The sequence below is a fragment of the Streptomyces sp. 147326 genome, from assembly GCF_045000215.1.
Classification (GTDB): Bacteria; Actinomycetota; Actinomycetes; order Streptomycetales; family Streptomycetaceae; genus Streptomyces.
The window spans coordinates 7,703,971-7,715,832 of record NZ_CP134201.1 but is presented as its reverse complement, the minus strand read 5'-3'; the positions used below and the strand labels follow the sequence as shown (position 1 = coordinate 7,715,832).

Genomic DNA, 11,862 nt, shown 5'->3' with positions numbered 1-11,862 from the left:
GGGTTCCGGGAAATTCCCAGGAGCCGCGCCGCTCCGTACCCGTCCTGGCGCACCCGGGATGCAGGGGGCGGCGGGCCGTGCACAGGATGGGTGTTCGCGGGCCCGCTGCGAAGAGGTGGTGAATGAGCACGGCTGCGATAGAGGACGAGGACCTCCGGGCTGCTGGACCCGCGGCGGGCGGGGGAACGGGCCGCAGACCCGTCCTGCGCAGGCTCCTCCCGGCGGCCGGGGCGACGCTCGTCGCGGCGGCCGGGGCCCTGATCGCCGTCGGATGCTTCCTCGGTCTCTACGTGCGGCCCACGTCCGACGACTGGTGCGCCGCGTGGAAGGCCCGCGATCTGGGGGTCCTCGGCATCACGTCCGACTTCTACCGGACCCAGAACGGCAGGATCGCCAACGCCTTCCTGAGCGGTGTCGTCTACGGCGACGGACTGGCCGGGACCAAGATCCTTCCGACGGTCATCGCCGTCTGCTTCACCGCCGGGCTGGTCCTGCTGGGGCGTGAGCTCGTCCGGTTCCTCGGCGGCGGGCCCCGGGTGCTGGTCCTGACCGCCTGCGCCCTGGTCGTCCAGGCGTTGGTCTACTTCGCGGGCACCCGCAGCTACCAGGTACTGCTGTGGGCCCCGGCCACGATCTCGCACACCGTGCCGAGCGTCATCGGTGTGTGGGCGATCCTGCTGGCCCTGTGGACCGTCCGCCGCCCCCGGGCCCCCGCCCGCGTGGCCGGCTTCGTCACGGCGTTCCTCGTCGCCTTCGCACTCGGCACCCTGAGCGAGCCGTTCGCGCTCGTCAGCGGGCTGCTCGCCGGCCTGGCCGGGCTGCTCTGCCTGCCCCGGCTCGGCCTGGCGCGGGACTGGCATCCGTTCACCTGGTGCCTGCTGTGGTGCTCCGGCCTCGTCTGCGGTCTGGTCGTGCTCTACACCTCCCCCGGCGCCCGGTGGCGGCGGGCCCAGCAGCCGGACGAGGAGTCCCTGCTCTCCGCGGGCGAACTCCGGGGCACCTTCGCGGACTGGCTGCGCATGTGGGACTCCGTCACCGGCCAGTGGGCGTACCTCGGAGCCGCGGCCGTCGGCGTCCTCCTGGGCCTGGCGTGCTGCCTGCGCGGGCGGGCGCCCGGGAAGCGGGAGTCCCGGCGGACGGTCCCGCGCCGGGCGCTGACCGCCGCGCTGCTGCTGCCCGTGCCCGTGGTGGTGCTGGGGTCGTTCGCGGTGGTGGTGGGCCTGCGCAGCGGCTACGGCCCGAGCGGGTGGACGTACGCCCGTACGTGGACGAACTTCCTCGTGCCGATGGAACTCGCGCTCTGCGGCTACGGCGCACTGCTGGGAGCCCGGGGCGGCCGGTGGCTCGCGGGCCGCCGCTCCGCCGACGCGGCCCTCGCGACCGCCGCCGTGGCGGCGGGCTGCCTGGCCCTGGCCTCGGTGACCGCGCTCGTCCCGAACGTCCGGGAACTCACCACCGGCACGGTCGCCCGCTCCGTGGCCTGGGACGCCCAGAACTCCCGCATCCGCTCCGAAGCCGCGCGGGGCGGCAAGGACGTGGGCTACCGTCCCCTCTACATCGGAGCCCTCGCCGAGCCGTTCTTCACGGGAGACTACGAGCGGGACTGGGTCGCCTCGTGCGTGTCGAACTGGTACGGCGTGGACCGCATCCACCGCCGCTGACGGGACCGGTCCCGCTCAGCGGGCGAGGGCTCGCAGGTGGGTGCGGATGACGCGGACGGCGTCCTCCGCGTCGTCGACGGTGACCGTGAAGAGCTTCCCGTCGCCGAGCCGGAGTTCCAAGCCCTCGCCGCGGCGGACGATCACCGCGGTGCCCTTCTCGGGGCGCCAGCGGTAGCCCCAGCCGCCCCACTGCTGCGGGGTGATCCGCGGGAGGAACTCGGCGGAGGTCACCTCCGTGAGCCGGATCGTGCGGCGCGGCAGGCCGATGTGGCCGCAGCGCACGATCAGGGCCTCGGAGTCGATGGTGACGGCGACGTGTACGAAGGCGAGCGTGCCGTAGAGGATGAGCAGCCCGGCGGCCAGGCAGCCGGCCACGGCCATGAGGAGCGGGACGAAGCCCGAGGTCCAGGCGTTGTCGACGGCGAGCTCGATTCCGAGCGCCAGACAGGCCGCACCGGCCGCTGCGAGCAGCCACTGCGCGCGGTTGGAGGCCCGGCCCGTCCAGAACGGACCCGGGGGGTGAGCCGTCATGTGTAGCAGCGTACTCACGTTGCGCTGGTACGCCACCGCCCTGGCCCAGTCGGATCAGCACGTCGGATCAGCGCGTCGGATCAGCGCGCCGCGCCGTCCCCTCCGCCGGGCAGCAGGCCGACGAGCGCGTCGCGCAGGGCGGGCCGGCCGGCGGTCATGAAACGGTGCAGGGTCCGGGAGCCGAAGGCGACGCGCTGAGCGCTGCGGCGGCGCTCGGCGTCGTACGCGCGCAGGGCGCCGGGCAGCCCGGCCGGTCCGCCGGCGGCGGCGGCGGCGCCGAGGGTGGTGACGGCGCGGGTCAGCGCCTCGGCGTCGAGCAGGGCGGTGCAGGCGCCCTGGCCGAGGTTGGGTGTCATGGCGTGGGCGGCGTCGCCGACGAGGGCGATCCGGCCGTCGGCGACGAAGGTGGGGAGCGCCGGGAAGAGGTGGCGCATCTCGTACCGGATCCAGGTGGCGGGGTCGGTCTCGGCCAGGACGCGCGGGACGGGGTCGTGCCAGTCGGCGAAGGCGTCCCGTACGTCACGGGCGGTGGCGGCCTCGGGGACGGTGGCGTACCAGTTGGTGCGGCCGGGCTCGACGGGGGTCATGCCGAAGAAGCGGCCGTCGCCCCAGGTCTCACCGTACAGTCCCGTCTCGAATCCGGCGATGCCGATCCAGGCGACCGTGCCGATCGGGCGGGGGCGGCTGCGGCGGCCGAAGTACGCCGTGCGGACCGCGCTGTTGATGCCGTCGGCGCCGACGACGAGGCGGTCCGGGTCCGCGGTGAGTGCGGCCGGGTCGGTGAGGCGGTGTCCGTACGCGATCCGCACGCCGCCGAGCCGGTCGAGCTCGGCGAGCAGTGCGTCGATCAAGTAGGGCCGGGATATGAGCAGTTCCGGCCTGCCCGCCTTGCGTTCGATCCGTTCGAGCGGGAGGGCGGCCAGCACCGTGCCGTCGGGGCGGCGGATCCGGGCGTCGCGGTACGGGACCCCGCGCGCCCGCAGCGCGTCGCCGAGGCCGAGCCGGTCGAGCGCGGCCTGGGCGGTGGGGTGGATCCCGAAGGCGGTGCCGTAGCGGTCGAGTTCCGTCCGGCGCTCCAGGACGGTCACCGTCCAGCCCGCGCGGCGCAGGCCGATGGCGGTGGCGAGACCGCCGACCCCGGCCCCGACCACGACGGCCGTACCCACGCCCCGCCCCCGCCCCCGCCCGGCCCCTGCCTCGGTCCGGGTCCTGGCCTCGGTCTCGCTGCTCATGGCGCGTCCCTTCACCTACGTCCGGCCGACTACCACATCCGTGGTACTACATCTGTGGTACCACGGATGTAGTTAGGATGGCAACGTGAATCAGGACCGGAGGGACCGGCTGCGTGACGCGGCCGTCGCCGTGCTGGCCGAAGCGGGCGGGCGCGGGCTGACGCACCGGGCCGTCGACGCGGCCGCCGCCGTCCCCACGGGCACGGCCAAGAACTACTTCCCTACCCGGGACGCCCTGCTGCGGGGCGTCGCGGAACGCTGTGTGGAGCAGTACCGGGCGCTGGCCGCGTCCCTGGCCGGAGCCGGGCCGGGGCCCTCCGACGCCCGGCAGCTCGCGGCACTGCTCGCCGGGCTGCTGCGGGATGTCGCCGGGCCGGGCCGGCCGCGCGTCCTCGCGTACCTGGAGCTCCAGACCGAGGGGACGCGCCGGCCGTGGCTGGCCGCGCTGCTGGACCCGATCGCCGCGGCGGACTTCGCCGCGCACGCGCACCTGCTGCGCGCGGCCGGGTTGCCGGCCGGGCCGGAGCAGGCCCGCGCCCTCACCCTCGCGCTGCACGGCGCCATCCCCCACCTGCTGTCCGGTGCTCCCGCCACCCTGGCGGCGGCCGGCCTGGACGACCTCGACCGTTTCGCCCGCGGCCTGCTGGCCGCCGTATGCCCCGCGGAGATGCCGTGACCACTCGCCTCGACCGCGCCGTGGGGGCCGTCCTGGGATCGGCGGCGGGCGACGCGCTCGGCGCGCCGTACGAGTTCGGCCCGGCGGGACAACTGACCGCGCGCGGGGAGGAGATGTGCGGGGGCGGCGGCTGGGATCCGGGCGAGGCGACCGACGACACCCAGATGGCCGTGCTGGTCGGCGAGTCCCTGCTGGAGCGGGGCGGTCTCGAACTCCCGGACGTCTTCGCCCGGTTCCAGCGGTGGGCGGCCGGGCAGCCCAAGGACATCGGCCTCCAGACGGAGGACGTGCTGACGAACGGCGAGCCGTGGGACCTCGCCGCCGCCCTGCACTTCCAGGTCAACACCCGGGCGGCGGGCAACGGTTCCCTCATGCGGGCCGCCACCTCGGCGGTGTACTTCGCCGCCGCCGGGCGGGATCGGACCATGGACGCCGCGCGCCGGATCGCGGCGCTGACGCACGGCGACCGGGCCGCCTGGGAGGGAACGGCGGTCCTGCACGAGCTCGTCCGCGTCGCCCTGGACGGAGGCGATCCGCTCGCCGCCCTCCCGGGGACGCTCGCCGCGGTGCACCCGGACCACCGCGAGCGGTACGGCCGCGTACTCGCCCCCGACTGGCATCCCGGGATGGCCACCGAGTTCAACGGGGCGGTGTGGCCCTGCCTGGGCTCCGCGGTGTGGGCGCTGCGCACCACCACCGGGTTCGCCGACGCCGTACGGGCCGCGGTGGACCTCGGCGGCGACACCGACACGGTGGCCGCCGTGACGGGGGCCCTGGCCGGGGCCCGGTACGGACAGGGGGCGGTCCCGGAGGCCTGGACGGCCTCGCTGCACGTGCCGCTGCCCGGGTTCGGAGACCGGGTCCTGGACGCGGACGGCTTGCGGGCGCTGGCTCAGCGGCTCGAGGCGGCCGGCCGACTGGTCGCCGCCGGCTCCCGCTGAAGCTCCAGGCGCCGCCCCCGGAAGGCCGCGCGCAGCCGCCGGTCGTGCGTGACCAGGACCAGGGTTCCGCCGAAGTGGGCCAGGGCCGCCTCCAGTTCCTCCACCACGGCCGGGGCCAGGTGGTTCGTCGGCTCGTCCAGGAGCAGCAGGTCGAGCGGGCGGGCCACCAGCCGGGCCAGCTCCAGCTTGCGGCGCTGGCCGGCCGAGAGGAGGCGGACCGGCCGGACGAGGTCGTCCGGGGTGAGCAGGCCGTGCCGGGCGACCTGGTCGGCGTACGCCTCGCCGAACACCGTTACGGCTGACCGGGGTTCGCGGGCCCACTGGTCGTCCTGCCGGAGCAGTCCCACGCGCGGGGGTGTCCGTACGAGGCCCTGGGCGGGCTCCAGTTCACCGGCAAGCAGGTGCAACAGGGTGGATTTTCCGGTCCCGTTGGGTCCGGTCAGCAGGAGCCGCTCCCCCGGGGCGAGGGTGAGCGAGACGGGTTCGAGCCGTCCCGGCACGGCCGCGCCGGCCATCTCCACCGCACCGGCGGCGCCTTCGGTGAACCGGCCGGTGAAGACGAGCGGCCGCGGGGGCGGCGGGACGGGGTTCTCGGTCAGCCGGTGCAGCCGTTCGCGGGCGGTGCGGATGCGGCCGGCGGCGCCGTGGGTCCGGGAGCGGTCCCGGAAGGCACCGGCTCCGCTGAAGCCGCGGGGCAGCTTGCGCGGGATGGCGGCGAACCGCCCGATGTTGGTGTCGGCGAGCCGCTCGGCGCCGGCGACCTCCTCGCGCCACTCCTCGTACTCCCTTGCCCAGCGGGCGCGTTCGGCGGCGCGGGCGGTCAGGAACCCGGCGTAGCCGTTGCCGTAGCGGCGGACCGTCCGGCGGTCCTGGTCCACCTCCAGGATGGTGGTCGTGACGCGGTCGAGGAAGAGCCGGTCATGGGTGACGGCGACGACGGTTCCCGGGTGGGCGCGCAGGCGCTCCTCCAGCCAGCCGACCGCCTCGTCATCGAGGTCGTTGGTCGGTTCGTCGAGCAGCAGCAGCTCCGGCTCGGCGGCGAGGGCCGCCGCGAGCGCGAGCCGGGAGCGCTGACCGCCGGAGAGGGTGCCGAGCCGGCGGTCCGGGTCGAGCGCGTGGCGTTCGCCGAGGTGGCGCAGGGTGGTCGCGACGCGGCGTTCGGCGTCGCGGCCGCCGCGGGCCTCGTAGGCGGCGAGGAGGTCCCCGTACGCGGCGAGTTCCTCGGACCCGGCCCGGTGCAGGCGGGATTCGGCGGCGCGGATCCGGCGTTCGAGTGCGCGCAGGTCGGCGAGGGCGAGGTCGACCGCGTCGCCGACGCGGGCGGAAGGCGGGAGGCCGAGGGTCTGCGCGAGGTGTCCGAGGCCGCCGGGGGCGGTGACGGTGACCTCGCCGCGGTCTGGCCGCTCCCGTCCCGCGAGGAGGCGGAGCAGGGTGGACTTGCCGGAGCCGTTGTCGCCGACGACGCCGACCCGCTCGCCGGGACGGACCGTACAGCTCACGCGGTCCAGGACGACACGGGTGTCGTAGCTCTTGGTGACCTCGGACAGGACGATCTGGGTGGAGGCGAGTGGAGCACGCAAGGGCGATCCCTTCGGATTGAAACGAACCGTATCGTCTCGTTACACGGACAACCGTAAACGACGTCCGGACCTTACGCAAGACGATTCGTCTCGCCGCCTCTCGTCAGTCGGCGGCCGTCAGCCGACGGGCGCGCCCTGGCCCGCCAGGAGCCGGCCCTCCGCGTATCCGAGCGCGGCGGCCGGCAGGGACCCCTCGCGCCCGCTGCGCAGTACGGTCAGTGCGCCCGTGCGGGGCAGAGCGGGCTCGGGCCGGGAGCCGAGGCGGCGCAGCGCCTGGACGGCGACGGCCTCGGCGGAGCCGTGGTAGACCAGCTCGGCTCCCCCCGTCCGCGCGGCGAGGGCGGCCCTGATGGCGCCCTCGACCAGCTCGTAGTGCGTGCAGCCGAGCACCACGTCGGTGACGTCGGCCGGGGTCAGCGCGGCAGCCGCGGCCACGGCGTCCACCACGGCGGCGTCGTCGGCGGCCTCCACGGCGTCGGCGAGCCCGGGGCAGGGCACCTCGGTGACGCGGGCCCCGTCGGCGAAGTCGCGGATCAGCCCGCGCTGGTAGGCGCTGCCGGTGGTGGCGGGGGTGGCCCAGATCGCGACGCGGCCGCCGGCGGCCGCGGCGGGCTTGATCGCCGGTACCGTCCCGATGACCGGGATGGCGGGCTCCAGCTCGGCACGCAGGGTGTCCAAGGCGTGCACGGTGGCGGTGTTGCAGGCCACGATCAGCGCGTCCGGGCGGAGCTCGGCGGCGGCCCGCGCGACGGCGAGCGCCCGTTCGGTGAGGTCGGCGGGGGTCCGCGGACCCCAGGGCATCCCGTCGGGGTCCGAGGACAGGACCAGGTCCGCGTCCGGCCGCAGCCGACGCACCGCCGCGGCCGCCGCGAGGAGGCCGATTCCGGAGTCCATGAGCGCGATCTTCACCGGGCCACCTTAGTCGACCCCCACCCCGCCCGGGCCTCCACCACCAACTCCCCGCCCCCGACCACCACGCCCATGGGGCCACCCGACGCCCCCGCCCACGTACCCACAGGGCCCAACCGACACCCTCGACCTCCGCCCCCATGGGGCCATCCGACACCCTCGGCCGCCGCAGACACAGGACCCCCCACCGCCCCCGGCCGCCGCAGACACAGGACCCCACGGGCCACACGTCACGCCCCACGGGCCACGGGGCACGGGGCACGGGGCACGGGGCACCCCACGCCCATGCGCCACGTGCCGCACGACACGCCCCACGCGCCACGGGCGCCGGGCACGCCCCACGCCCCACACCCCCGGCACGCGCCACACGCCACACGCCACGGGCCGCGCACGGGCCCGCGGGCCCGCACGCCACAGGCCACGTCACGCCCGACGCCCCCGGGCACGCGCCACACGCCACGGCCCACGTGCCACGCACCGCGCCCCACACGTCACGCCCCACGCCCCCGGGCACGCCACCGGGCGGGCACGCCCCACGGAGCCACGGGCCACGCGCCGGCCGGCCCGGTCGCAGGCCCTGCCCGCCCGCCCGCCCGCCCGGCGAGGGCCGCCGCACCCGACGCGGGCGGATGCGCGACACGCCCGCCGGGGCCCGGCACACTGCCGCCATGGGCCTCTTCACCGCCGCCTGCGCGGCCTACGCCTCCCTCGCCGCATGGCTCTGGCTCACCCTCGCCCAGGGCATGTTCTGGCGGACCGACGTCCGCCTCCCCCCGCGCACCGCCCCCACCCACTGGCCGTCCGTCGCGATCGTCGTCCCCGCACGCGACGAGGCCGAGGTACTGCCCCTGAGCCTGCCTTCGCTCCTCGCCCAGGACTATCCCGGCGAGGCCGAGGTGATCCTCGTCGACGACGGCAGTGCGGACGGCACCGGCGGCCTCGCGCTCCGGCTCGCGGCCGGCCAGCCGGGGCTCCCGCTCGCCGTCGTCTCCCCCGGCGACCCCGCCCCCGGCTGGACCGGCAAGCTCTGGGCACTGCGCCACGGCATCTCGCTGGCCCGCACCGCGCACGCCACCGAGCCCGACTTCCTCCTCCTCACCGACGCCGACATCGCGCACGAGCCCGACAGCCTGCGCGAACTCGTCGCCGCCGCGACCTCGGCCGACCTCGACCTCGTCTCGCAGATGGCCCGCCTGCGCGTGGCCGGCTTCTGGGAACGGCTCGTCGTACCGGCCTTCGTGTACTTCTTCGCCCAGTTGTACCCCTTCCGCCGGATCAACCGGCACTCCGCCCGGACCGCGGCGGCCGCCGGCGGCTGCGTGCTGCTGCGCACCGAGGCCGCCGTGCGCGCCGGGATCCCCGACTCCATCCGCCAGGCGGTCATCGACGACGTCTCCCTCGCCCGCGCGGTCCAGCGCTCCGGCGGCCGGATCTGGCTCGGACTGGCCGAGCGGGTCGACAGCGTGCGCCCGTACCCGGCGCTCGCCGACCTGTGGCGGATGGTCTCGCGCAGCGCCTACGCGCAACTGCGCCACCAGCCCCTCCTGCTGGCCGGGACGGTCGCCGGGCTGGTGCTCGTCTACCTCGTGCCCCCGGCCGCCCTCCTGACGGGGCTCGCGACCGGACACCCCGCGGTCGCCTGGGCCGGGGGGCTCGCCTGGCTCCTGATGGCCGGCACGTACCTGCCGATGCTGCGCTACTACGGGCAGCCCGCCGTGCTCGCGCCACTGCTTCCGCTCACGGCCCTTCTGTACCTCCTGATGACCGTCGACTCGGCCGTTCAGCACTACCGGGGTCGCGGTGCGTCATGGAAGGGCCGTACCTATGCCCGTCCCAGCGACGCCTGAAACGACGAACTGTCGGCCGAAACCGAGTCATCCGAGGTCACCGCGTTGTGACGCTGCGTCAGCACGAAGTCGGTGCAACACCCAACCGGTGAGTACGAGTAGGAACAAGGTGGGGTGGAAGTGGCGAATCGTGCACGTGAACGTCAAGTGAAAGGTGAGGCCCTGACCTGCGAAGATGCAGGTCAGGGCGGTGTTGACGGCACCTCGCTATGGACCCGGTGAAGTCGTGGGCTTAACTTAGGTCCCATGACCTCCCCCCGCTCCACTTATGGCGGCGGTTACTACTCCGCGCCCTCCTTCCCGGACACCCCCATCTACGACTCCCTCGTCGCCGAACGCGGCACCCCGCAGATCGCCCCGATCCGCGTTCCGGCCGCCTACGAGTCTCCGAGTGCCGGATATTCGAGCGGCGGGTACCTGCCGGCCCTGGCGTCGGCGCTGCCCGCGCTGCCGCCGGCCGCCCCTCAGCAACAGCAGGCCCCGGCCTACGGCTACCCGTACCAGCAGCAGGCCGCCCCGCAGCCGATGCCGCTGCAGCACGCGCCCGCCCCGTACATCCCGCAGCAGCAGCCGGTTCCGGCGCGTACCGGATACGTGCCCCAGCCCCAGCCGCAACAGCCCCGCCCGGCCGCCATGGCCACCGGGTACGAGGCGATGCGCCCGGCCGCGCCGCGTCCGATGCAGGTGCCCGCACCGGTGCCGGCCGCCTCGTACGAGGACCCGTACGGCCGCCAGTACCAGGGGCGTGGTTACTGACCGGGCCGCCGACAGGCGCCGGGACAGCGGAGGGGGCTGGCAGTATTCCCCCATGTCGAACTTGCACGTCCAGGCGCTCCACGTCCATCCCGTCAAGTCGCTAGCGGGGACCGCTCCCGACGAGGCGACCGTGGAGCCCTGGGGTCTGTCCGGAGACCGGCGGTGGGCGCTGGTCGACACCGGGGGCACGGTCATCACCCAACGCCGCCATCCGCAGCTGGCCTTGGCGGCGGCCCGTCCGATGGCCGGCGGCCGGATCGCGGTGACCGCGCCGGGCATGGCGGAGCTGGTCGTGGAGGTGCCCGAGCCGGGTCCGCTGGAGCCGGTCGTCCTGTTCGGGAAGAAGGTCGAGACCGTGGTCGCGGCGAGCGCCGCGGCCGACTGGTTCAGCGCGTACCTGCATGAGCCGGTGCGGCTGATACATCTGGACGATCCGTCCGTACGCCGTCCCGTGGATCCGGACTACGCACTGCCCGGCGAGACGGTGAGCCTGGCCGACGGCTATCCGCTGCTGATCACCACCCTCGCCTCGCTGGACGCGCTCAACTCTCTGATCGCGCAGGGGGACCATCCCGAGGAGGGTCCGCTGCCCATGAACCGTTTCCGCCCCAATGTGGTGGTATCCGGTGCCGAGGCGTGGGCGGAGGACGGCTGGCGGCGCGTCGCGATCGGCGACGCCGTCTTCCGCGGGGCACGGGAATGCGGCCGGTGCGTCGTCACCACCACCGACCAGGCGACGGCGGAGCGGGGCAAGGAACCGCTGAAGACGCTGGGGAAGTACCGGCGGATCGGCAAGTCGCTGGCGTTCGGGCGGCTCCTGGTGCCGGTGCGGCTGGGCACGGTGCGCGTCGGCGACGAGGTTCGCGTCCTGGAATGACGTAAATGATGTGAATGGCGCGAATGACGCCTCCTGCCCCGGACGACGCGGGTGACTCGCACGGCACGGATGACACGGACGCCCCGGCACTGACCAGCCGACCCGGAATAACACCTTCGGGGGGCTCCGCATCCTCGCTGGAACCAACAGGCACGACCACGCCGTTGGATCAGTCAGGACACATGGGCAGAGGGAGACTGGCACAAGTTGGGGGAGCCGGACCGTGCGGACAGCAATGGGTGTGTGGCGTTGGCGGCGCAATCCGCTGCGCCGGCCGACCGATCTCTTCGAGGCGTGGGTGGCGTTCGCCGCGCTGGTGTGCGTGCTCGTGGTGGCTCCGGCCATCGGATGGGTCGCAGGCCTGCGGGTGGACGGCACACTGCAGCAGGCGGCGCAGGAGCAGCGGCAGGAGCGTCATCTCGTTCCGGCCGTGGTGGTCCGGCCGGCGCCGGCGGCGGCGGACGTGCCCGCCGACGCGTCGGCGCAGCGGACCGCCCCGCACCGTACGCAGATCGTGGCCTCGTGGACCGCGCCGGACGGCAGCAGCCACGAGGGCACCGTGCCGGCCGCGGAGGAACCGCCGCGCGCCGGCGACCGGTTCCGGATATGGACCGATGCGCACGGCCGGCTGGTCGGGCAGCCGCTCGACCCGTCCGCGGCCGCCTTCCACGCGGGGATGGCCGGCCTGGCCGCGGCGATCGGGGTGGCCGCGCTGGGCGAGACGGTCCGGCGCCTGGTCGTACGACGGCTCGTGCATCGGCGGTACATACGTCTGGACCGAGCCTGGGCGGCCGCCGGACCGGACTGGGGTCGAGCGGGCGCGGGCAGTTGACCTGGCACCTCTTCGGCTCC

11 protein-coding genes are annotated in these 11,862 nt (G+C 74.9%); 7 read left to right on the top strand and 4 right to left on the bottom strand.

The annotated features are described in order from the left end of the window. The first annotated feature begins 122 nt into the window (after window positions 1–122). On the top strand, window positions 123–1,661 hold the full coding sequence (locus RIU97_RS35325) for a hypothetical protein (protein ID WP_404961565.1): 1,539 nt from the start codon (window positions 123–125) through the stop codon (window positions 1,659–1,661). Window positions 1,662–1,676: 15 nt separating this feature from the next. Here RIU97_RS35325 and RIU97_RS35320 read toward each other — a convergent pair whose 3' ends face one another. Both RIU97_RS35320 and RIU97_RS35315 read right to left on the bottom strand, forming a co-directional pair. Then, entirely contained in the window at window positions 1,677–2,192 is a 516-nt protein-coding gene (locus tag RIU97_RS35320; protein WP_404961564.1) for a hypothetical protein, read from the bottom strand. A gap of 80 nt (window positions 2,193–2,272) precedes the next feature. Then, window positions 2,273–3,343 (bottom strand): FAD-dependent oxidoreductase, encoded by a 1,071-nt coding sequence (locus tag RIU97_RS35315; protein WP_404963054.1) that lies wholly within the window; start codon window positions 3,341–3,343, stop codon window positions 2,273–2,275. A 166-nt stretch (window positions 3,344–3,509) separates the two neighbouring features. Here RIU97_RS35315 and RIU97_RS35310 point away from each other — a divergent pair, with 166 nt between their 5' ends. Next, window positions 3,510–4,100: a TetR/AcrR family transcriptional regulator gene (locus RIU97_RS35310; RefSeq protein WP_404961563.1), complete on the top strand. Its 591-nt coding sequence runs from the start codon at window positions 3,510–3,512 to the stop codon at window positions 4,098–4,100. Beyond that, the gene (locus RIU97_RS35305; protein ID WP_404961562.1) at window positions 4,079–5,041 is read left to right on the top strand and encodes an ADP-ribosylglycohydrolase family protein; all 963 of its coding nucleotides are present in this window, start codon (window positions 4,079–4,081) and stop codon (window positions 5,039–5,041) included. The genes RIU97_RS35310 and RIU97_RS35305 overlap by 22 nt, the downstream gene beginning before the upstream one ends. Here RIU97_RS35305 and RIU97_RS35300 read toward each other — a convergent pair. Both RIU97_RS35300 and RIU97_RS35295 read right to left on the bottom strand, forming a co-directional pair. After that, window positions 4,993–6,621, bottom strand: coding sequence for an ABC-F family ATP-binding cassette domain-containing protein (locus tag RIU97_RS35300; RefSeq protein WP_404961561.1), 1,629 nt, complete (start codon window positions 6,619–6,621; stop codon window positions 4,993–4,995). The two genes, RIU97_RS35305 and RIU97_RS35300, sit on opposite strands and share 49 nt — an antisense overlap. A 117-nt stretch (window positions 6,622–6,738) precedes the next feature. Beyond that, window positions 6,739–7,530 carry a glutamate racemase gene (locus tag RIU97_RS35295; RefSeq protein WP_404961560.1) on the bottom strand — a complete coding sequence of 264 codons (792 nt, stop codon included), beginning with the start codon at window positions 7,528–7,530 and terminating at the stop codon, window positions 6,739–6,741. A 668-nt stretch (window positions 7,531–8,198) separates the two neighbouring features. Here RIU97_RS35295 and RIU97_RS35290 point away from each other — a divergent pair. From RIU97_RS35290 to RIU97_RS35275, 4 genes are all read left to right on the top strand, one after another. Continuing rightward, complete coding sequence (locus RIU97_RS35290; RefSeq protein WP_404961559.1) at window positions 8,199–9,377, top strand: glycosyltransferase; 1,179 nt, start codon at window positions 8,199–8,201, stop codon at window positions 9,375–9,377. A gap of 246 nt (window positions 9,378–9,623) precedes the next feature. Beyond that, window positions 9,624–10,133: a DUF6643 family protein gene (locus RIU97_RS35285; RefSeq protein ID WP_361755388.1), complete on the top strand. Its 510-nt coding sequence runs from the start codon at window positions 9,624–9,626 to the stop codon at window positions 10,131–10,133. 52 nt (window positions 10,134–10,185) lie between these two features. Next, a complete protein-coding gene (locus RIU97_RS35280; protein WP_404961558.1) occupies window positions 10,186–11,010 on the top strand; it encodes an MOSC domain-containing protein in 825 nt (274 codons plus the stop codon). A 223-nt stretch (window positions 11,011–11,233) separates the two neighbouring features. Beyond that, a complete protein-coding gene (locus RIU97_RS35275) occupies window positions 11,234–11,842 on the top strand; it encodes a hypothetical protein (protein WP_404961557.1) in 609 nt (202 codons plus the stop codon). Window positions 11,843–11,862 lie beyond the last annotated feature (20 nt).

What these genes read in the sequence shown, in the direction of transcription:
- RIU97_RS35325 (WP_404961565.1), top strand. Translation starts at nt 123, where the DNA reads ATGAGCACGGCTGCGATAGAGGACGAGGACCTCCGGGCTGCTGGACCC.
- RIU97_RS35320 (WP_404961564.1), bottom strand. Translation starts at nt 2,192, where the DNA reads ATGACGGCTCACCCCCCGGGTCCGTTCTGGACGGGCCGGGCCTCCAAC.
- RIU97_RS35305 (WP_404961562.1), top strand. Translation starts at nt 4,079, where the DNA reads ATGCCCCGCGGAGATGCCGTGACCACTCGCCTCGACCGCGCCGTGGGG.
- RIU97_RS35290 (WP_404961559.1), top strand. Translation starts at nt 8,199, where the DNA reads ATGGGCCTCTTCACCGCCGCCTGCGCGGCCTACGCCTCCCTCGCCGCA.
- RIU97_RS35285 (WP_361755388.1), top strand. Translation starts at nt 9,624, where the DNA reads ATGACCTCCCCCCGCTCCACTTATGGCGGCGGTTACTACTCCGCGCCC.
- RIU97_RS35280 (WP_404961558.1), top strand. Translation starts at nt 10,186, where the DNA reads ATGTCGAACTTGCACGTCCAGGCGCTCCACGTCCATCCCGTCAAGTCG.